Source organism: Sediminihaliea albiluteola (assembly GCF_014077625.1).
In the GTDB taxonomy this organism is placed as follows: domain Bacteria; phylum Pseudomonadota; class Gammaproteobacteria; order Pseudomonadales; family Halieaceae; genus Sediminihaliea; species Sediminihaliea albiluteola.
Window position 1 is genome coordinate 365,658 of record NZ_JACFXU010000013.1, and the last position, 21,136, is coordinate 386,793.

Consider the following 21,136-nt stretch of genomic DNA (forward strand, 5'->3'; position numbering starts at 1 on the left):
TTGATGCATAAGAAGTATTATGCCCGCCTTTGCGGGTGTGCCTTATTGCTGTGCCTGTCTTTAAGTGTAGAGGCCGCTGAAACCCTCAAATACAAAGTGCAAGGTCTTAGCCGAGCTCAGCTAGAAAATGTCAGCGCCTGGCTCGGCCCCGCGCCAACGACCGAGGCTGAACGCTCCAACTTTTTGGTCTCCGCTAGAGATCGGGTAGTCAATGGCCTGCAAGCACTGGGCTACTACCACCCTGAGATCGATATCACTGTAGACAAATCAAAGCAGCCTTGGCAGATGAGCATTGAGGTGGCAGCCGGCGAGCCAGTGACTATTGCTTTATTGGACGTCTCGGTCTCAGGTGCCGCTGCTGAAGATCAAGAGTTTAATGCCCTGTTGAGCAAGCTGCCCTTGGCCGAGGGCGCGGTGCTGCACCACGGTAAATATGAGGCGATGAAAAAATCGCTCTTATCCTTGGGCCAAAAGCGGGGCTATTTCGATGCCCAGATCGCTGTCAGTCGAGTAGAGGTTGAAACGGCAACTCGTCGGGCCACCGTTCGCTTGCATTACAATAGTGGTCAGCGCTACCGCTTTGGCGAAATTCGACAGGATGAATTGACCTTATTTAGTAAGCAGGTCGAAGCTTTGCGACCCTTTGCCCAAGGTGATCCTTTCTCGCTCTTTCAGCTGCAAAACTTTCAATCGCAACTGCAGCGCACAGGCTATTTTTCTGGTGTCTTAGTCCAGCCCCATGTGGATCAAGCAGAGGATTTCCATGTGCCGCTGGACGTCGAGCTGTTTCCTGCTAAGCGTCATAGCGTTGAAGTTGGTATCGGTTATAGCACCGACACTGAGGAGCGTCTGTCCTTGGTTTGGCGAACGCCATTGATTAACCGCTATGGCCACAGTCAGGAGACACGACTGGAGTATTCAGCGATCAATCCCAGTGGTCGCTTTACTTACCATATACCGCTGTCCCATCCGCTCAATGATGTGCTGCAACTTCAAGCTCGCCTAGAGCAGAATGAATTTGGCGACATCGACAGTAAGCAACAGGAGTTAGGTGCATTGCGTGAAATTCGCTCAGGCCGCTGGGTGAGTGCTTATTCCCTGCGTCACTTAAGTGAGCGCTGGGATCTGAACGGCCAGAGCTGGGATGCCAACTATGCCTTACCTGGCTTTACGCTTTCGCATAAACAACGAGAAGGGGCACTGGTCAACCCCAGCCGCGGCTTATCTCAGTTTTACAAGATAGAACTGGGCAGTGATCAGGCGGGCTCTGATATGGATTTACTGCGCGCCTACAGCAAGTTGGTGTATGTCACCACACTGCCCAGTGAGCGGCATCGTTTGGTCGCTCGCTTGGAGCTAGGTGCTGTATTTGCCAGTGACTCAGAGCGCGATGAGCTAGCCCCCTCACTTAACTTTTTTGCCGGGGGTTCACAGAGTTTGCGTGGCTATGCCTATCAGAGTGTTGGGCGCGAACTTAAGCAGAGAGAGGCTGATGGCAGCAGCAGAAAGTTAGTAGTCGGCGGTAACAGGTTGTTGGTGGGCAGCCTTGAATATCAGTATCAGTTCAGTAGTGCTTGGCGTGGCGCTCTCTTTGTTGATGCTGGTGACGCCTTTGATCAGGAGCAATTTGACGCCAATTACGGACTTGGCTTTGGGCTTCATTACCTGACTCCAGTTGGGGCAATTAAGCTGGAATTGGCTAGCAATGTCAGTGACGAGGATCCGAGTTGGCGCATTCATATCAATATTGGGGCAGAGTTTTGAAAGGTCTGATTGCCGCTATTTCACTGCTATTGCTGATGCTATTGCTAGTAGTCCTCGCACTACCTTTTAGTGGAGCTGGCAGTCGTTTGTTGATTGAGCAGCTCTCTAGTCATAGCCCCCTAGAGTTGAGCTATCACAGTGGCCGACTAGTGGATGATTTGCGACTGGAGTCACTGGCATTAAATAGCGACGGTCTTGAGATTGAGTTGCGCGATGTTCAGTTGCGTCTCAATCCAAACTGTTTGCTACAGGCCTTTGTCTGTGTGCGTAAATTACGGGTGGCTGAGGCGCGAATTGCTGTCCTAGAAAGTGCCCAAGAGGGTGATGAGCAGCCCAGTGAACATGAAACACCAGATAACAGTCGCTTGCTGCTGCCCTTGAAGGTCTTGGCACCGCATGTGGTGCTAAAACAGTTGCAGCTAAGCTGGCCAGGTGGTGCTTGGTCTCAGCAGCGAGCAGAGCTGGCTTTGGAAGTAAATGCCACTGGCATTTACATCACTGAAGCGACAATTCAACAGCCTTTGCTAGAGCTGGATGCCAGTGCAGATGAGTCCTCAGTTCCTGGTCGCATTGAATTACCAGAGCTGTGGCTGCCCATCGAACTGGCGGTCGATAAACTGCAGCTGATCCAGCCGGGCTGGAATATCGGCGGCGAAACTATGCAAGTGGAGCAGATGAGCGTAAGTGGCCGCTGGCGAGATGATCGGCTTGAGTTGGCTCGGCTGGCCTTAAATCACTCCGATTGGGGGCTGTTTCGTCTGCGGGGGCTACTTAGTTTTACTGGCGACTGGCCATTATCCTTCGCGCTTCAGGGTAGCGCGGCCCAAAGCTTGCCCTGGCCAATGTTGGCAGGGCGACAATTGGCACTCGAGGCCAGAGGTGATTTAGCAGAGCTGGCGCTTAACTTACGCAGTGCTGGGACTTGGCCGCTGCAGCTGGATGGCCAGGTCGATGTTTTAGATCCACAGCTGCCTTTTCGGCTCGCTGGGCGTCTTGAGTCCAAGCAGCCGCTTGTGCTGTCCGAGCACATCACTGTCCCAGATACTACTCCTGCAGTGGAAATTATATTGCCACTGAGTCTCTCGGCCGAGGGCTCTCTCGATAGCCAGTCTCTACAAGCTAGTCTGGCCTTCAATGCTGCGGGCTATGAGGCTATGCAAGTAGAACTCAAGCTAAGCCATCAGGATCAGCGATTAGAGATAGAGCGCTTAAGCCTACAGGAGCCAGGTGAAGAGGGCAGTGGGCTGGCGGCCGAGGGCTCGCTGATATACGGCGAAAGCCTAGCATTGCAGCTAGGCTTGGACTCTTCCGGCTTTAGCTTGCCAGCATTCAGTGATTATTTATTTGGCCGCCTGGCAGGGCATTTAGATCTGACTTTGCAGTCGGATGCTGATGCTTGGTCGCTGAATTTATCTGCTTTGCAATTAGCAGGCTCAGTGAATGCCTTGCCAGCGAGTGCCCAAGGGCATGTTGCAGTGGATAGTGATAGCCGGCTTAGCGGCGACCTGAACTTTGATATCAATGGAGCCAAGGGCAGCTTGCGTGGGCGTCCGGAAGCGCGTGCCGCCGACATCAAGCTCCACTTATCCGACTTGGGTCGTTGGCTTAGAGGAAGTCGCGGTTCAATGGAGCTGCAGGCATCGTTAGCGAGGGATGACGCTCAGTTGCTGTTCAGCGCCGAGCTTGACGATTTAGCTTGGCAGGACTGGCAGATGGAAAGTGCTGAACTGAGCGGTCAAGCCAGCCTGCAAAACTTGGATCGCTTCGAAGCCGCCTTGACGCTGCGCAGTGTTAGCCAAGGAAGTCTGTTTTTGGATCAAGTGGACCTCTTGCTAAAGGCCGATCAACAGCAGCGCAGCCTGCGGCTGGTGAGCACTGGCGATATCGCCACTAAGCTGCAGGCTTCAGCTAGGCGTTCGGCGCAACAGTGGCAGGGCCGGCTGGAGCCCACGGTTGTCGATAGCCCGGCTGGCCAGTGGCACTTAGAACAGGCAGTTACTTTTACTATTGATCAGTCAGTAGCGACAGTGGCTGATCACTGTTGGCAATCAACAGCCAACCGCCTCTGTGTGGAGCAAACGCTGCTGGGCGCGCAGGGCGCATTGCAGGTGGTGCTAGACGGGGATCTGAGTTTGTTAGCTCCTTTAGCCATCGAGGAGGTTGATTTAAGTGGCCAGCTTAGTGCTGTAGCCAGTGTCAATTGGGGGGGGGATCAGGGCCTGCAGGGCAGTGCTGAGCTGCACTTGCGTGAAGGCTTAATCACTCAGCCTTTAGGCCAGGGTGAGTTCGCCTCTTGGCGCTGGGATGAGCTTGAGGCACAAGCGCTATATCAATCCTCTGAACTGCAAGTCCAGCTGGCACTGCAGCGAGACGCGCGGCAAATACTCAAGCTCAATGCCGTTTTGCCACCAGATCCCCAGCAAGCTTTGCGTGGCGAGCTGCGACTGGAGGGCTTAGAGCTTGCCGCGCTGAGGCCCTTTGTGCCCAGTTTGTCGCGCTTAGAAGGCAGCTTACATGGCGGCTGGACACTGCAGGGCACGGTTGACGAGCCCCGAGCCATTGGCCACTTACAATGGCGCAATGGCCTTGTCGCGCTGGCCACTAGCCCCAGCGAGCTCAGTGAGCTCACGGTGGATATCGATCTGCGCGGCAGTGATGTTTTACTCGAAGGAAGTGGCCTGCTCGGTGGTGGCCAGGTGAGCCTGAACGGACAGCTGGAAACCAGACCCGATTGGGCCCTGAACTTGAAGCTGCAGGGTCAAAATAACCGCCTGCTTTATCCGCCCAGTGTTGAGGTGGTAGTGAGTCCCGAGCTATCTATCAAGGCCCGTGAAGGCTTAGTTGATTTAAAGGGCCGGGTTCGTGTGGATAGGGGAGAAGTCCAGCAAGCCGAGCTGCCTGAGGGTAGTATCGATCTGTCTTCCGATGTGGTGCAGGTCGATTACGCTGGCAATGAGATCCAAGGTGATAAGCCCTTTGCGACGCGTATTGATGTGCGGGTGATGATTGCCGAGAGGTTCAAGATCAGTGGCGGTGGCTTGGAGGCTACCGTCGGTGGTGAGCTGCAGTTGCAACAGGAGCCAAGTCGGCCCTTGCAGCTGTATGGCAACCTGAAAGTCCTAGGTGGTGAATATCGCGCTTATGGCCAGCGCCTTGAGATCAAGCAGGGGCGTATTTCGTTTGCTGGGGATCCAGAAAACCCCGAGCTGGATTTGAGTGCCCAGCGCGAAATACCCCTAGAAAAGGTCACTGCAGGGGTTCGCGTGACAGGCACCTTGGAGCAACCGACTCTGGATGTTTATAGTGATCCTGCCAAGTCTCAGGCTGAAGCCTTGTCGTATTTAATTCGCGGCAGGGGCCTGGATGCTGGGGCTGGTACCGATGGCACCGCTTTGGCTCTGTCGCTGGGCACAGGGATTGTTAACCGCAGTAAAGTTGTCGAGGGTTTGAACAGTTTGCCGGGCTTGAGTCATGTAGAGTTTGGCGCCGAGGGTTCGGATGATGAAACGGCAGCGACGGTCAGCGGCTATATAGGCGAGCGAATCTACCTGTCTTACGGAGTGGGCCTCTATGAGCCGGTCAACGTCTTGACAGCTCGTTTGTACCTCCAGACACGCTTGTGGCTGGAGGTGGTGAGTCGTCTAGAGAGCTCAGTCGATCTCTATTACAGCTTTGATATCGACTGAGCGTGGCTGAGCTTAGATTGTTTTGGGAATGATATAGAGCTCTACACGACGGTTCTGAGCGCGTCCTTGCTCTGAGCTATTGTCGGCAATTGGCTGGTTAAAGCCCATGCCTTGAACCAGCATTCGGCTGCGCTCGACCTGGCGGGTGACTAAGTAATCAGCAACGCTGCCGGCGCGTCGCTCCGATAGGTTCTGGTTATGTTGCTGGCCGCCCGTATTGTCGGTGTGCCCGGTGACACGCAAAGTGGTGTCAGCATATTTGCTCAAGACCTGACCCACTGAGTTCAGTACTGAATAAAAATCTGGGCGTAGGTTGTAAGAGTCGGTTTGAAAGGTAATGTTGCCCGGCATGATCAGCCGTAGGTTATCGCCTTCACGCATAACTTGTACGCCGCTGCCTTGCAACTGCTCGCGTAACTTGGCTTCTTGTACATCCATATAGGCTCCTACACCTGCGCCAACAAGGCCGCAACCCAAGGCCGCGTTGCGTGCGTGCTTACTGGAGTCAATGGCGCCGACGAGACCGCAAACCGCGGCAGCGCCGCCGCCATAAGTCGCTGCCTTGCTCACCTGACGCTCGCCGGTGTAGGGGTTGGTAGTACAGGCACTTAAGGCTAATATGCCCGCTGCGGCCACTGCGGCGTTTCGAATCATTCCCATCAATCTTGCTCCCTTTGTTTGTTGTGTCACTCAGGCCTCTAGAGCTGTACTCTTGCATAGCCTGTGCCATGCTTGGACAGCATGAAAAGCGATATGTTCGCTCGCTGAGTTATCGGCTGAAGCGGCACACAGTAGCGCTTTTTCCCTAGATTTTGTAGTTTACAGCAGCCTTTATTCAGGGCGGCCTTAAACCAAGCCCAAAGGATGGAGATCACTGCCTTGTTAAAATTGATATGGCCTTGTCCCGCTAAGAACTCAGCTCAGCTAAGTGTCAGGTGCTCTTGATGGACCCTTTGAGCCAAGGGGTGTTGGGCGCCTCTCTGCCGGCATCTATGAGCAAGCCTGGCAATACAGTAGCAGCATTATTACTGGGCTTTTTGGCCGGTATGGCAGCCGATCTGGATGTGCTAATCCGCTCCGCTGAAGACCCTCTGCTTTTTCTTGAGTATCACCGGCAATTTACCCACTCACTGATATTTATTCCTATTGGCGGCCTGCTGTGTGCATTGGTGTTGCACCCTTTGATCGGGCGTCGACGGGGCCTGAGCTTTGCACGCAGCTTGCTGTTTTGCAGCTTGGGCTACGCTACCCACGCTGTGCTCGATGCCTGCACCACCTATGGCACCATGTTGCTGTGGCCCTTTAGTAGCGATCGTATTGCCTGGAATACGATATCGATTATCGATCCACTCTTTACCTTGCCGCTGCTGCTACTGATCGCTGCTGCAGCGATACGCGCACAGCCACGCTTAGCGCAGTTAGCCCTGGTCTGGGCCTTGGGCTACATGAGTCTGGGCTTGTGGCAGCGCAATAGTGCGCTGGACTTAGGGCATCAGCTCGCTGCGGCGCGAGGTCACCAGGTGCAACGACTGGAGGCCAAGCCCAGCTTTGGCAATATCCTGCTGTGGAAGGTGGTCTACCAAACAGAGGATCGCTTCTACGTGGATGCAGTGCGCAGTGGCCTGAGTCCGCGAGTTTATCCCGGTGATTCTATCGCTCGCTTAGATCTAGAGCGCGATCTGCCCTGGCTGGATGCCACTTCCCAGCAGGCGACAGATATCGCGCGCTTTACTTGGTTTAGCAATGGTTATGTGGCCTTAGACCCCGACCGCCCGCAGCGCGTTATTGATATCCGTTACTCCATGTTGCCTAACGAGCTGCAGGCCTTGTGGAGCATTGAGTTAGATCCCTCAGCAAGCAGTGATCAGCACGTCGCTTATCGCACTCACCGGCAGGCTGGCAGGGACAGTTTTGCTGACTTATGGTCTATGCTCACTGGCGCCGCGGAGTCTCTGCCACTGCAGAGTTTGGCCGAGCAAGCAGCCCAGCGCTCGGTGCCAGCGGTAGACCAACTGCGACTAGATCAGAGTAGGGCTTCAGCTAAGTATTGAGCGAAGAGTAGGCCATCATGGGGAAGGTTGATAGTAGTGGCCACTAGACTGATCTAGGTGGAGAGCAGCGCGCTGTGATCAATTACAGCGCGCGCTGGCATGTGGATGGGAATGGCTAGGAGGCCGTTTAGCCCTTAGCGTAGATCGCTTTGGCGGCTGCTTGAGCGAGGCCGGTGCGGATCTTAGCGCCCTGATCATGTAGCACAGACTCTAGTGCTGCCAGGCAGATTAGGACATGGCGCGCGCTACTGCTGTGCCCCATCAGGCCGATGCGCCAAGTTTTACCAGCCAGTGCACCTAAGCCCGCGCCGATTTCCAAATCAAACTCATTGAGTAGCGCGCTGCGTACTGCGGCATCATCTACACCCTCGGGAATGCGCACCGAGTTCAGTTGCGGCAGGCGATGAGCCGCATCAACCGCCATTTCTAAGCCCATAGCCTCAAGGCCTGCCACGAGTGCTTGATGGTTGAGTTGGTGACGCGCCCAAGCGGCTTCGAGGCCTTCTTCTTTGAGCATTAATAAGGATTCATGCAGGGCGTAAAGCGCATTGACAGGAGCGGTGTGGTGGTAGGCACGCTTTGATTCACCGCCCCAGTAGCCCATTACCAACTGCATATCGAGAAACCAGCTCTGGACTGGGTGTTTGCGCTGTTTAATACGCTCGACAGCGGCCGGGCTGAAAGTGACCGGTGATATGCCCGGTACACAGGACAGACATTTCTGGGTGCCAGAGTACAGCGCATCGGCGCCCCAGGCGTCGACACGAAGCTCCATGCCGCCCAGAGAGGTGACGGTATCGACAATGCTCAGGGCATTGTGCTGCTTGGCCAAGGCGCAGAGCGCAGCCACATCGCTGTAGACTCCAGTAGAGGTTTCAGCGTGCACGAAAGCCAGTAAGTTGGCCTCGGGGTGTCGCTCAAAGGCCGCGGCAACTTTGTCGACACTCACAGGTTTTCCCCATTCGTCCTCAACCACCACGGCGTTTGCGCCACAGCGTTTGACGTTTTCTATCATGCGTCCGCCAAATACCCCGTTGCTGCACACAATCACCGTATCGCCAGGGGACAGCAAATTGACGAAACAGGCTTCCATACCGGCGGAGCCGGGTGCTGAGACTGGCAAGGTGAGGGCGTTGTCGCTTTGAAAGGCGTACTGTAAAAGGCTCTTGATATCGTCCATCAAGGACACAAACAGCGGGTCCAGGTGGCCGATCGTCGGCCGAGAAAGTGCCGCCAGTACACGGGCTGGGACATCCGAGGGACCGGGGCCCATCAGGGTGCGCTGGGGTGGGAAAAAACTGCTGCTGGTCATGGGGCGCCTCTAAGTCGGTTAAAGCGTGGAGCTGGGCTTAGTTGCCCAGCTCGTGTTTGACCTTGGCTTGTGCCGCGGCAATGCGGGCAACAGGCACTCGGAAGGGGCTGCAGGACACGTAATCCAAGCCCAGGTCGTGACAGAACTGAATTGAACGCGGGTCACCGCCGTGTTCACCGCAGATGCCGTACTTAATACTAGGGTTGCGAGCGCGACTTTCGTCGACAGCCATTTCCATTAAGCGGCCTACAGCCCGTTGGTCGAGAGACACAAAGGGGTCAGATTCGATCAATTTTTTCTCCAGATATTGCGGGATAAACTTGCCTGCGTCATCCCGTGAGAAGCCGTAGGTCATCTGGGTCAGGTCATTGGTGCCAAAGCTCATGAATTCCACTTCGCTAGCCAAGCGGTCGGCGCCAAGTGTTGCCCGAGGCGTTTCCATCATGGTGCCAATACGGTAGGGCACAGAGACGTGCTTCTCTTTCAGTACCGCTTGAATGCCGCGGTCAATGATTTCACTGATCAAGCGAATTTCGCGAACGTTGACGACCAGTGGGATCATGATTTCAGGCAGTGGCTTGTAGCCCTCTTCGATTGCATCGACTGCTGCGCTGATAATGGCTTTGACTTGCATTTCGGTAATTTCTGGGTACACCACCGAGAGCCGGCAGCCGCGGAAACCGAGCATTGGGTTGACCTCGGCCAATCCTTCGGTGATTTCACGGATTTTGCTCGCGGGCTTTCCGATGCGCTTAGCTAGGGCTGCCATCTCATCATCATTGTGCGGCAGGAATTCGTGCAGAGGTGGGTCTAGCAGGCGCACGGTGACCGGCAGGCCATCCATCACTTTAAACAGGGCCAGCATGTCATCATGCTGGAAGGTCAGCAGTTGATTGAGGTAGCCCTGACGCTCTTCCTTAGTCTCAGACAGAATCATGGCGCGCATCACGTCAATGCGCTCGGCCTCAAAGAACATATGTTCGGTGCGGCACAAGCCAATACCCTCGGCGCCTAGCTCCAGTGCTTTGGCTGCATCCTCTGGGGTTTCGGCATTAGCGCGCACTTTTAGACGGCGGTGCTTGTCCGCCCAAGAGAGCAGAGTCTGGAAGTCGTCGCTGGAGCTGGCTTCTTTTTTCGGGATATCGCCGAGCATGACATCACCGGCTGTGCCATCGAGAGTGATGATATCGCCGCGCTTAACAACGGTACCTTCCTTGGTGGTTGCCGTGCCGGCGGCATAATCAATTTTCAGCGCACTGCAGCCGGTAATGGCGCAGACACCCATGCCGCGAGCAACGACAGCGGCGTGTGATGTCATGCCGCCCAGTTCAGTGAGAATACCGGCGGCGACCTTCATGCCGTGGATGTCTTCCGGGGTGGTTTCGCGGCGCACCAAGATGACGCTGTGTCCTTGGGCGGCAACCTCTACCGCTTCCTCGGCGGAGAACACCACTTTGCCAGTGGCACCGCCGGGGCTGGCGGGCAGGCCGGTAGCAACGATGTTGGTTTTTTCTGCAGGGTCGACCATCGGGTGTAGGAAAGCTTCAACGTGCTCGGGGGAGACACGCATCAAGGCTTCGCTCTCGGTGATCAAGCCTTCGCGGACCATTTCGACAGCGATTTTTACCGATGCACGGCCGGTGCGTTTACCACTGCGTGTTTGCAGCATGTAAAAGCGTCCTTCCTGGACTGTAAACTCCAAGTCCTGCATATCGCGGTAGTGCTTTTCCAGTAGGGCTTGGGTTTTGTACAGCTCCTCGTACACCTGTGGTTGGCGCACCTTGAGTTCCGATACCGGTAAAGGGGTGCGGATGCCTGCAACAACATCTTCGCCGGCAGCGTTGAATAGGAACTCGCCAAAAAATTGCGCTTCACCGGTAGAGGGGTTGCGGGTAAAGGCGACACCAGAACCTGAGTCTTCACCGAAGTTACCAAACACCATCGCCTGAACGGTAACAGCGGTGCCCAGGGTTTCTGGGATGTTGTTCATTTCGCGATAGACATAAGCGCGGGGGGTGTGCCAAGACATGAACACGGCTTCGATAGCCATTTTGAGCTGTACGAAGGGGTCTTCAGGGAAGTCCACGAGGGTTTTATAAATGCGGATGATTTCCTGCCAGTCCTCGGCGCTCATCTCCGTGTCGAGTGTCTTGCCGTGGGCTGCTTTGTATTTTTCAATTTCGTGTTCAAATTGCTCGCCGCCGGCCTCCATGACCACATCGGCAAACATTTGGATAAAGCGGCGGTAGCTGTCGTAAGCAAAGCGCGGATTGCCGGTTTTCTTTGCTAGGCCGGCGGCGATCTCGTCGTTTAAGCCTAAGTTCAGCACGGTGTTCATCATGCCGGGCATCGACACTGCAGCACCTGAGCGGACTGAGAACAGCAGTGGGTTTTCTGGGTCACCAAAGCGGGCGCCCATTTCCTTTTCCACCAGGTCCAGCGCCACACGATATTCCTGTTCAAGCAGCGGTGGCAGTTTGTTGCCCGATTCAAAAAACTCGCGACAGGTGGGGGTAGTGATAATAAAGCCGTAGGGCACCGGTAAACCCAAGCTGGTCATTTCACAGAGGTTGGCACCTTTACCACCGAGTAGATCGCGGTCGTCTTTACTGCCTTCGTTGAACAAGTACACTCGTTTAGCCATGGAATCTCCAAGTAGTGACACGGTCGTATTTCAATCGCCGCGAGTATATAGAGTTACGGCCTTTGGCGGGAGCACTGGCGTGATAAAAAAGGTTGTAATATCAACAACTTGTAGTATCACTACACGCTAGCCGGCGATACGGCGTGAATCTAGCCCACCGTATCGCCAAATTTGTAGAATTACTACACTTTGCTCAGCGACTTTCGAGTATCTCGCAGAGCCGGTCGATTTCAGAGAGATCGGCTGTGGCGGGTACTAGGAATAATTCTTCGCAACCTGCTGCTTCAGCATTATCCAAAGCTTCGCGCAGGGCCTCAGCATTGCTGCGCGTGACTGATTGGGCCATGGCTTTGGCAATCTCTGGCCCCGCGATGTCTAAGTAATTGTAGACGTAATCATAAAGGCGAGATTGAGCATCATCTGCTAGTGAATACCAGAAGCCGCCCATCCGGTAGGGTTTCTCGCTGCGCCCAGCTTCCTGCCATGCTCTATCGGCAGTGGCAAAGGCATTGGCCAGCTCATGCTTTTCACCATTGCCCGACCAGGCGTAGAGGCCGTCTGCCCATTTGGCACATCGGGCGATACTTTTGGGGCCCAAAGCGCCGGCCAGTATTTTCGGTCCACCTGGCTGAGTGGGCGTTGGGCCGATAGAGCCGGCGCCACTAATAACCTCTTCTCCAGCCCAGACTTGGCGCATCGTTTTGACTTGATCGTCCATGCGTTGATAGCGGCCCTTCATGCTCTGTCCCATGGCTTGGTAGTCTTGGGCGCGACCGCCGTAGCCGACGCAGATTTGCTCCATGCGGCCTCCCGATAGGATATCCATGGTTGCGACTTCTTTGGCAACGCCAACGGCACTGTGCATAGGCAGCACGTAGAGTGTCGGAGTTATCTTTACTCGGCTGGTAGCAATGGCAGCTGCCGACAGTAGGGCGCGCATATCATAAGTTGGGCCATGGACGCGCTCACCACAGGACAGGCTGTGAAAAGGGCCTTCATCGACGCGCTTAAACCACGCCAGGTAGTCCTCGCGGTTCAGGCCGGCTTTCATATACGGTAGGCAAATTCCGATCTTCATAGGCTGTAGTTCCTTAGACTTATAGTGATGGACAGCCGTTAATTATGGCCTAGCCTGAAGACTTCTGCGCCGCTAGCTGTACAGATTGGTATACCAGTTGCTGAAGCTCTGATTCACTCTGAGTATTAGCCCTGCTGAACTTGTCGCACAAGCGCCGCTCTGCTTAGCCATTCCGTTTGGCTTGGGCTCAGATCAGCTTATTGTGGCAATGGTTTTAGGGCGTGACACTGTGGCTGAGTTACACTAGCAGCTAATGAAAATAACTTATCCTAGCCAATGCCTCTTTTTACTGCTCTTGCTGTTGGCACTAGCTGTCAGTGGCTGCACTGAAACCCCCATGCGGCTCAGTGCACAGAGTCAGCAAGCTATTAATTTTAGTGGTGACTGGGAACTGAACTACGCCCAGAGTGACCAGCTGCAAGCGCGGCTTAACAGCACGTTTCGTGAGCTGCGGAAAAAGGCTGAGCGCAGTCGGCCGCCAGTCAGTGATAGGGCTGGGCCGCAAATTAACTTAGCTACATCGAGCCATGATGCTGACTCGCTGATTGCTTTGGCGCGGATGGCAGATCTGATTACCCAGTCGCCACTTCTGCATATCAAACAAGATGAGCAGGGTATTTTAGTTAAACGGGAAGCTAATTTTGCGCTTGACTGTCAGTTTGTGGGAGAACAGGCCTACCGCCTCGATTCAGCGCTAGGCCGTGAGCGCTGCGGCTGGCTGGGACATCAGTTGGCTTTTACTTTGCTGCTACCGGAGGGCTTGAGTATTCGGCATCTGCTGACCTTAAGCAGCGATCGCCAGCAATTGAATATTGCCACTACCCTTGTTTCAGACCAAGTATCGATGCCCTTTACTTTAAATAGAGTTTATCAGCGCTTTGATCCAGGCAGTCGCGGTTATCACTGTAAAATGACCCTGACTAAAGGCCGAGTTTGTAGCACGGAGTCACAATGAAGTACTTAGTGTTGCTGGTCTTGCCTTTATTGTTAATAGCCTGCGCTAGTGAGCCTGAGCCTTTAGCTCAGCAAGCGCTTGCTGACAGCGCTTGGCCCATGCCAGTGGGCGAGGTGCAATTGCACTTAAGGCAGAGTTTGGCTGAAGAGACTGCGCTGGATATCTCGCTCGTGGTTTTTGATCCCGGCTTGCCGGAGGCTGTGACTGTGCAGGGTACTCGGGGGCTGTTTCCGCTAATCCGTAAAGCTGAAGCGCGTTATTTACCCGTGCTACTTCGACAGACCCTGATGGATACCGGCGCCTGGGGGGTGATCAGAGTGCTGCCAGAGCCCGACCCCTCGGCGCAGTTGCAAATTACTGCCACTATATTGCACTCCGATGGCGAGCATCTGCTGTTGCAACTGGAAGCGGTGGACGCAAGTGGGCGGCAGTGGCTAAACCGCAGCTATTACGATCGAGCTGAAGATGCTGACTACCCGGTCGCTGAGGGCGCTGATCCTTTTGCTGATCTCTATCGCCAGATCGCCAACGATTTGCTGGCGCAACTCGAAGCACTTGAGCACAGTGCCCTAGTGGCGCTGCGGCACACGGCTATGCTGCGTTACGCCGCGACTTTGTCAGAGGAGGCTTTTGGTGGGTATCTGACTAGGACAGAGGCGGGCTACTATCAGCTTCTGCGCCTGCCCGCTGCAGATGACCCAATGTTGCTGCGGGTACAGCGTATACGCAATCATGAGCATCTGTTCATTGATACTGTCGACGAACAGTATTTGGACTTATTTGAAACGATGCGTCCTACCTACAATCTGTGGCGGCAATATGGTCGTGAGCAAGCTCAGTATATGCGGGATTACCAGCAGCGTTTGTTGGAGCGGGACAGAGCCGGTCGCAGGGGCTCTTTTGCGGCGCTGCAGCAGAGTTACAACGCTTTCAAATGGAGCAAAATCCAACAACAGGACTTGCAAGAGTTGGCTCAGGGCTTTAACAATGAAGTGACCCCCACGGTCTTAGAGGCAAGTGGTCGGGTGTTTCGACTTAATGGCAGTCTACAGTCCCAATATGATGAGTGGCGCGCAATTTTACGGCAAATTTTTTCACTGGAAACGGGGCAGAGCAGGGGCCAAGATAAGCTGTGATGATCGCGGTACTATCTCATAATATATTGCCCAAGTTGGCAGAGGCTTTTAATCATGGCAGATGATACACGCAGTGATAGTTCGGACACGCTGTTCGATTCCCTGATGCGCCTCAGTGGTCAAGTGGCAGGGGGGACTTTAGAGCTGGCGCGTAATACTGCCACTCTGACAGCGATTTTCGGTGAGACCTGGTTGCGCAACACCTTGCTCAATAGCTTGGAGCCCGAACGTTTAGAGGCTATGGCAGAAGCGGGGCATTTTCTGCGAGATGCTCGTGAAACTGCGGGTTTGTCACTCAAAGACTTGTCTGAAAGCCTCGGCTTGTCTGATAAGGAGGTGCTGGAGGAGGTCGAGTCCGGTGATAAGATTATGCCACTGGAGCTGGTGCTGCGCAGTGCTTCGCTGCTGGCCCGCCACGACCCGATACCTTTCCTGTTGAAGTTTCTGCGTACCTATAACCCGCAGTTGGAAAAAACCCTAGAAAGTTGGGGCATGATGGCGCTGCCTAAACACTATGAGCGAGAGCGGCGCTTTACCAATCTGTATCGCAAGCACGATGTCCTGCGTGATTTTAGCGACGATGAGTTCCAGCGTTTTATAGATTACATGGAGAGTTCTTCAAATTTAGTACTGGATGTGATGACTCGGGAAAAAGAAGCCAATACAGTGCAGCGGCGCAGCCCGGCAGCAGCCAAAACTAAAAGCAACACGAAGAGCAAAACCAAAGCCAAGGCCAAAGCTAAAACAAAGACTCAGCGCAGTACATCCGCTGGGAAAAAAACCAAGCAGCAGCGCAATAAAGCGCGCAGCAGTGATAAGGAATAGTATGAGATCCACAACTAGGTTTTGCAGTTTATGGCGCAGTTGAGTGCAACAGCCCAGCGCGAGTGGTTTGCTACTTGCCCTAAGGGAATAGAGGGGCTCTTAGCCCATGAGCTGCAGACACTGGGTGCCAGCAGTGTTCGTGAAACAGTGGCCGGAGTGTATTTTGATGGTCCTTTAGCCCTTGGCTATCGGGCTTGCCTGTGGTCCCGTTTGGCCAACCGTGTGCTCTTGCCAGTGGCCACTATCGAGGCTGCGACAGCTGATCAGCTCTACAGCGGTCTGCGCCAAATTAACTGGGGCGAGTGGCTGGATGTTAAGCAGACTTTTGCCATTGATTTTACTGGCGATAACCGAGAAATTCGCAACACGCAGTTTGGTGCCCAGCGCAGTAAAGATGCCATAGTCGACTGGTTTCAGGATCAGCAGGCCCAGCGGCCTTCTGTAGCGCGCAAAGATCCAGATTTGCGTTTTAATATCCGACTATCACGCGATCGCGCCATGGTAGCTTTCGATATGGCCGGCGGCAGCTTGCACCGCCGCGGTTATCGGTCCCAAGCTGGCGCCGCGCCATTGAAAGAGAACCTTGCCGCGGCTTTGCTGCTGCGCGCTGATTGGCCGGGCATGGCAGCCCGTGGCGGCGCCCTCATTGATCCTATGTGTGGCTCCGGCACTCTGTTATTAGAAGCGGCAATGATGGTCGCTGATATTGCGCCGGCACTGTCGCGCGGTCGTTTCGGTTTTGAGAATTGGCAGGGTCATAATCGCCAGCAGTGGCAGGCGATTTTGGCGGATGCTCGCAGTCGTGCCGAGCATGGCCGGGCGCGGCAATTACCCGAAATGCGCGGCTACGATGCGGATCCGCGAGTGATCCGTAGGGCACAGGAAAACAGCGCAGCCCTAGGCTTAGAAAAAGCTGTCAGAGTGAGCTGCAAACCTTTGGGTGAGTTGCAAAAACCGACACACATAGCTCTTCCCGAAGGGCTGGTGATCTGCAATCCACCCTACGGCGAGCGCCTCGGCGAAAAAGACAGTTTACGCTATCTCTACCGCGAACTGGGCGAGGTGATGAAACGCGAGTTTGATCACTGGCAGGCAGCGATATTCACCTCAGATTTAGATTTAGCTAGGGCCATAGGTCTGCGTAGCCACAAGCAGTACAAGTTGTACAACGGCGCCATCCCCTCGACTTTGTTGTTATTTGATCTGCACAATAACCGACTAAAAGACTCCCCAAGTCCTACTGCTTCGGCTTCTGCTGCGGCTAGCGGCACAGCGACGGAGCTCAGTGATGGGGCGCAGATGTTTGCCAACCGCATCCGCAAAAACCGCAAGCGCTTGTCGTCTTGGCTGCGGCGCGAACAAATAGAATGCTACCGTCTCTACGATGCGGATATGCCTGAATACGCCGTGGCAGTGGATATCTATGGCGAGCAGGTCCATGTGGCGGAATATCAAGCCCCTAAGGATGTTGACCCGGCAGCTGCTCAGCGCCGTATGGAAGAGGTAATGGCGGCTTTGCCTCAGGCCTTAGGCCTGCCTAGGGAGGCTATCGCTTACAAGCTGCGTCAGCGTCAGCGCGGCAACGAGCAATATCAGCGGCAGGCTTCTACAGGTGAAATGTTCAGTGTGCGAGAAGGGGCGGTCAAGTTGCTGGTCAACTTACAGGACTATCTCGACACCGGTTTGTTCTTAGATCATCGTCCGCTGCGACGGCGTATTGCCGCTGAGGTCAAGGCTAAGGATTTCCTCAACCTGTTCTGTTACACCGGCAGTGCCACGGTACACGCTGCTGTGGCAGGCGCTCGCTCGACGACCAGTGTCGATTTATCCAATACTTATTTAGCTTGGTTGCGCAGTAATTTGGCGCATAACGGTCAGGGCGAAAACAGCAACCACATTGTGCGAGCCAATTGCATGGAGTGGTTGTCGCACTGCGATCAGCGCTTTGATCTGATCATGCTCGACCCCCCATCTTTTTCAAATTCAAAAGCGATGGATGATAGCTTTGATGTACAGCGGGATCATGCTGACTTGCTTCGGGCTGCTATGGCCTGCTTGCGACCGGGCGGGCAATTGTATTTTTCTAATAATCGCCGGGGCTTTCACTTAGACCCGGAGCTGCAAGAGGCCTTCGACTGCGAAGATATCACTCGACAGACCATCGATCCGGACTTTCAGCGCAACCCAAAAATACATGTTTGTTATCGCTTCAGGCATCGCAGTAAAAGCTGATTGTTATTCTTTGCTTGGCTGCTTCTAGCAGCGCTGATGCTGTATTTGTGAGGCTTTGCCGGTAAGTGTCTACAAACTGCTGGACTTGGCTCTGTCCACATTATGCCTGCCTAGCGGGGAGTGCTAGGCAGGAGCACAGAAGAAGCTATGATTTTAATGTTAAGTCATTGATTATTAAGCCCTTATGGCCGCTGAAAGCACAGTGGCCAAGGCTCTTGAAGGGGAGCTGGGATGCTCATTACTGAGCATTTATCCAGACTTACCCCCAAAGTTATCCACAGCTAGTTCTAGCTGATTTGCCTCGACTAATGCTGTCAGTCTATGACTTTGCGCTAGTGGCTTGGCTCGGCTAGCTGCAGTAGCTGCTTGCCTTGGTTGCGGCCGTCATAGAGGCGCAGCAGAGTGCTTGGAATGTTTTCGAAACCCTGCTGAATGTCCTCCCGCCAAGCAATCTCTCCGGCGGCAACCCATTGTCCCAAATCGCGATAGGCCTCTTCCATGCGATCCATGAAGTCCATCATGATAAAGCCTTGCAGGCGCAGTCGCCGGGTGATGACTTTCATCATGTTGCGGGGGCCTGGGGCGGGGCTGGCGTCGTTGTAGCCCGAAATAGCGCCGCACATGACGATGCGGCCGAAGTCGGCCATGTGCTCAATGCCGGCCTCTAGCGTATCGCCGCCGACGTTATCGAAAAACACATTGATGCCGTCGGCACAGCGGCGCGCGAGCTCGTCCTTAAGGTTTTGCTTTTGGTAGTCGATGACCTCGGGGATCTTGCAGTCTTGCTGCAGCCACTGGCATTTTTCTTCACCGCCCGCAATACCGATGACGCGACAGCCCTTAAGCCGAGCGATTTGCGCTACGACAGAGCCGGTCGCTCCAGCAGCACCTGATACTAATACGGTTTCGCCAGCGACCGGTTGGCCGATCTCTAGCAAGCCGAAGTAGGCTGTCAGGCTTGTTCCACCGAGTACACTCAGTGCCATTGAGGGGGTAACTTGAGCTGGTAGAGGGCGCGGCATCCAGCCTGAACTTGGATCGGCCAGGCTATATTCCTGCCAGTTAAGCATGCCCTGCACTAAGCTGCCCACTGGCAGCTCGGGGTTGTTGGAGCGTATTACTTGGCCCACGCCACTGGCGCGCATTGGCTCGCCGATGGCCACCGGTGGAAGGTAGGAGGGTTCATCCTCGACCCAACCTCGCATCGCCGGGTCGAAGCTGAGCATGAGAGTTTTAATCAGCGCTTGTCCGGCTGCGGGCTCTGGGATAGCACTTGTCACCAATTCAAAATGTTCGGTGCCGATCATACCTTCTGGCCGGGCTTTGAGGAGCCACTGTCGATTGTTGTTCATTATTGTCCTTATCAAATATTGCTTGTTATGGAGTTGCTCGGGATATTACATCATTTAACTTGGGCTTGATGCTAGGGGCCCGCTTATGGCATGACTTGCGCTCTGGCCTGTGTTCAAATCCCTTAGCGCCCAATATCCCTTGGGCGATATTCAGTGGGCAGTGCAATGGAGTCTACAACAGTGAAGCAATTGCTGATTGTCTATCACACACAAAGTGGTGCTAGCGCTAAGCTTGCCGAGTCGCTGTGGCGCGGGGCGCTCGACGAGGGTTCGGTGAGCGTTAAAGTACAGCGCGCTTGGGATTGTGGCACTGAGGATTTGTGTGAGGCTGATGCTTTGGCATTGGTAGCAGCAGAGAACTCCGCTGCCTTGGCTGGCAGTATGAAAGATTTTCTAGACCGTTGTTTTTATCCTGCCATTGAGCGGCAGCTAGTTTTGCCCTATGCGCTGGTGTTAAGTGCGGGCAACGATGGTCGCAATGCTGAGCGCCAAGCACAGAGGGTTTTGTCAGGCATCCCTTTTACTGAAGCGACACCGCCACTGATTTGTCGCGGTGAGGTTGACTCCCGGCATCGGCAACAGTGCCGCGAATTGGGGCAAGGTCTCGCCGCGGGTTTGGCAATGGGGATATTTTAAATAAACAAGGAAAACTATGTCTCAGTCAGTAAATCCTCCGGAAGGTTTTGAGCCAGTTCCAGCTGGTTTAGGCTATACCGATTCTTTACAGCCGCTGTATCGCCGTATTGACGACGATCTGGTGAGTTTTGGTTTGTCCGTGGCCGAGCAGCACCTGAATGTCATGGGGCTCTGTCACGGGGGTGTGTTAATGACACTTGCCGACGTTGCCGCGGCCTCTGGGGTCAATCACGCGATGGGCACGAAAGGTGGCACACCAACGATAAACTTGAGTTTTGATTTTGTTAATGGGGCCAAAGCGGGTCAGTGGCTGCAAGCCGATGTGACTAGCGTGACGATGAAACGTCGTTTTGGCTTCGCCAGCGGCGTAATTACTCACGGGGAGCTCATTATCGCTCGTTTCAACGGCACCTTTTATGTTCCCGACCACGACGGTATCTGGAAAAGGGGTAAAGCAGCTGGTGCACTGGCGAGGAAGTGATTAGCCCGGCTTTTCTGTTTGTACATCTGGCAATAAGATATCAATAAAGGCTTGCGCTGCCCGCGACAGGCTGCGGTTGCGGTGGTACACCAAGCCGAGTGTGCGCTCAATGCTGATGCCCTCTACGCTTAGCGGGCGCAGAGTGTCATCGCACATGCTGCGGGGTAATACCGTCCAGCCTAGACCTACTGCAGCGAGCATGCGAATGGTTTCCAGATAGTTGGTGGCCATTGAGATTTGCAGCTTTAGGTTGTGCTGGTCGAAGAGTTTTTTGACGATCTGTCCTGTGTAAGTATTGAGTCCTGGCAAAATGGCGGCGTGTTCGCTGAGTTTTTCCAAAGGGCAGGGGGCTAGGCTGGCTAGGGGGTGGTCCGGAGCCACCATAACGTCCAGCGGGTCGGTCCAAACTGGCAGGGTCACTGTGCTGCTGTCGCTAGCAGGCGCCAAGGTGACAATGGCTAATTCCGCCTGTCCCTGCATGATTAAATCGTAGGCCTGCTCCGAATCCATAAAATCGATATCGATATGAACCGCAGGAAAGCGCTTGCTGAATTCATGGAGTATCGGTGGCAGGCGATGAAGGCCAATGTGATGACTGGTGGCCAGACGCAATTGGCCCGCCACCTCGCCTGATAAATCGCGCACCGCCTGCTGCGCATCGAGCAGCTGCTGCATAATGCTATTGGCATGGGGCAGCAGGGCTTGCCCGGCCTCTGTCAGACTGACATGGCGACCGATGCGGTCGAACAAGCTGCACTGCAGTTGCTGCTCTAGTAGGGCGATGCGCTTGCTCACAGCCGGCTGGGTTAAGTGCAAGGTTTCGGCGGCCAGTGAAAAGGACTTGTGCTTGGCGACTTCGAGGAAGGCGCGGAGGTTTTGGCTGTACATTGGTATTCCCAAAAGGAATGAAACAAATAAAAATAATAAATTTGTTTTATTGAATGGGCAAGCTTAAAATCGCCTTATTCCCTAGGTCGCAAGACA

The 21,136-nt window shown here is 54.4% G+C and carries 15 protein-coding genes; 9 read left to right on the plus strand and 6 right to left on the minus strand.

Features of this window, described 5'->3' with window-relative positions:
• The first annotated feature begins 3 nt into the window (after positions 1-3).
• Positions 4-1,764, plus strand: coding sequence for an autotransporter assembly complex protein TamA (locus tag H2508_RS02700; protein ID WP_182168849.1), 1,761 nt, complete (start codon positions 4-6; stop codon positions 1,762-1,764).
• Positions 1,761-5,450 carry a translocation/assembly module TamB domain-containing protein gene (locus H2508_RS02705; protein WP_182168850.1) on the plus strand — a complete coding sequence of 1,230 codons (3,690 nt, stop codon included), beginning with the start codon at positions 1,761-1,763 and terminating at the stop codon, positions 5,448-5,450. The genes H2508_RS02700 and H2508_RS02705 overlap by 4 nt, the downstream gene beginning before the upstream one ends.
• 12 nt (positions 5,451-5,462) lie before the next feature.
• Here H2508_RS02705 and H2508_RS02710 read toward each other — a convergent pair whose 3' ends face one another.
• Positions 5,463-6,110, minus strand: coding sequence for an OmpA family protein (locus H2508_RS02710; RefSeq protein ID WP_182168851.1), 648 nt, complete (start codon positions 6,108-6,110; stop codon positions 5,463-5,465).
• Positions 6,111-6,394: 284 nt separating this feature from the next.
• Here H2508_RS02710 and H2508_RS02715 point away from each other — a divergent pair, with 284 nt between their 5' ends.
• Complete coding sequence (locus tag H2508_RS02715; protein ID WP_182168852.1) at positions 6,395-7,501, plus strand: metal-dependent hydrolase; 1,107 nt, start codon at positions 6,395-6,397, stop codon at positions 7,499-7,501.
• 127 nt (positions 7,502-7,628) lie between these two features.
• Here H2508_RS02715 and H2508_RS02720 read toward each other — a convergent pair whose 3' ends face one another.
• The 3 genes from H2508_RS02720 to H2508_RS02730 form a co-directional block, all read right to left on the minus strand.
• Positions 7,629-8,813: a pyridoxal-phosphate-dependent aminotransferase family protein gene (locus H2508_RS02720; RefSeq protein WP_182168853.1), complete on the minus strand. Its 1,185-nt coding sequence runs from the start codon at positions 8,811-8,813 to the stop codon at positions 7,629-7,631.
• A gap of 37 nt (positions 8,814-8,850) precedes the next feature.
• Positions 8,851-11,457 (minus strand): pyruvate, phosphate dikinase, encoded by a 2,607-nt coding sequence (gene ppdK / locus H2508_RS02725; RefSeq protein WP_182168854.1) that lies wholly within the window; start codon positions 11,455-11,457, stop codon positions 8,851-8,853.
• Between the two features lie 193 nt (positions 11,458-11,650).
• The gene (locus H2508_RS02730; RefSeq protein ID WP_235964759.1) at positions 11,651-12,535 is read right to left on the minus strand and encodes an LLM class flavin-dependent oxidoreductase; all 885 of its coding nucleotides are present in this window, start codon (positions 12,533-12,535) and stop codon (positions 11,651-11,653) included.
• Between the two features lie 253 nt (positions 12,536-12,788).
• On the opposite strand from H2508_RS02730, the gene H2508_RS02735 reads away from it, so the two are divergent.
• From H2508_RS02735 to rlmKL, 4 genes are read left to right on the plus strand one after another with little or no spacing between them, the layout of a single operon-like run.
• Entirely contained in the window at positions 12,789-13,490 is a 702-nt protein-coding gene (locus tag H2508_RS02735) for a hypothetical protein (protein WP_182168855.1), read from the plus strand.
• Positions 13,487-14,626 carry a hypothetical protein gene (locus H2508_RS02740; protein ID WP_182168856.1) on the plus strand — a complete coding sequence of 380 codons (1,140 nt, stop codon included), beginning with the start codon at positions 13,487-13,489 and terminating at the stop codon, positions 14,624-14,626. The genes H2508_RS02735 and H2508_RS02740 overlap by 4 nt, the downstream gene beginning before the upstream one ends.
• Before the next feature lie 54 nt (positions 14,627-14,680).
• Positions 14,681-15,451, plus strand: a complete 771-nt coding sequence (locus H2508_RS02745; RefSeq protein ID WP_182168857.1) for a helix-turn-helix domain-containing protein — start codon at positions 14,681-14,683, stop codon at positions 15,449-15,451.
• 30 nt (positions 15,452-15,481) lie between these two features.
• Positions 15,482-17,683 (plus strand): bifunctional 23S rRNA (guanine(2069)-N(7))-methyltransferase RlmK/23S rRNA (guanine(2445)-N(2))-methyltransferase RlmL, encoded by a 2,202-nt coding sequence (rlmKL, locus tag H2508_RS02750; RefSeq protein ID WP_182168858.1) that lies wholly within the window; start codon positions 15,482-15,484, stop codon positions 17,681-17,683.
• A 332-nt stretch (positions 17,684-18,015) separates the two neighbouring features.
• Here rlmKL and H2508_RS02755 read toward each other — a convergent pair whose 3' ends face one another.
• Positions 18,016-19,035 (minus strand): NADP-dependent oxidoreductase, encoded by a 1,020-nt coding sequence (locus H2508_RS02755; RefSeq protein ID WP_182168859.1) that lies wholly within the window; start codon positions 19,033-19,035, stop codon positions 18,016-18,018.
• Positions 19,036-19,215: 180 nt separating this feature from the next.
• Here H2508_RS02755 and H2508_RS02760 point away from each other — a divergent pair, with 180 nt between their 5' ends.
• On the plus strand, positions 19,216-19,671 hold the full coding sequence (locus H2508_RS02760) for a flavodoxin (protein WP_328799297.1): 456 nt from the start codon (positions 19,216-19,218) through the stop codon (positions 19,669-19,671).
• Between the two features lie 16 nt (positions 19,672-19,687).
• A complete protein-coding gene (locus tag H2508_RS02765; RefSeq protein WP_182168860.1) occupies positions 19,688-20,152 on the plus strand; it encodes a PaaI family thioesterase in 465 nt (154 codons plus the stop codon).
• Here the strand turns inward: H2508_RS02765 and H2508_RS02770 are convergent, their stop codons facing one another.
• Positions 20,153-21,040: a LysR family transcriptional regulator gene (locus H2508_RS02770; RefSeq protein ID WP_182168861.1), complete on the minus strand. Its 888-nt coding sequence runs from the start codon at positions 21,038-21,040 to the stop codon at positions 20,153-20,155. It lies immediately after the preceding gene.
• Between the last annotated feature and the right edge of the window lie 96 nt (positions 21,041-21,136).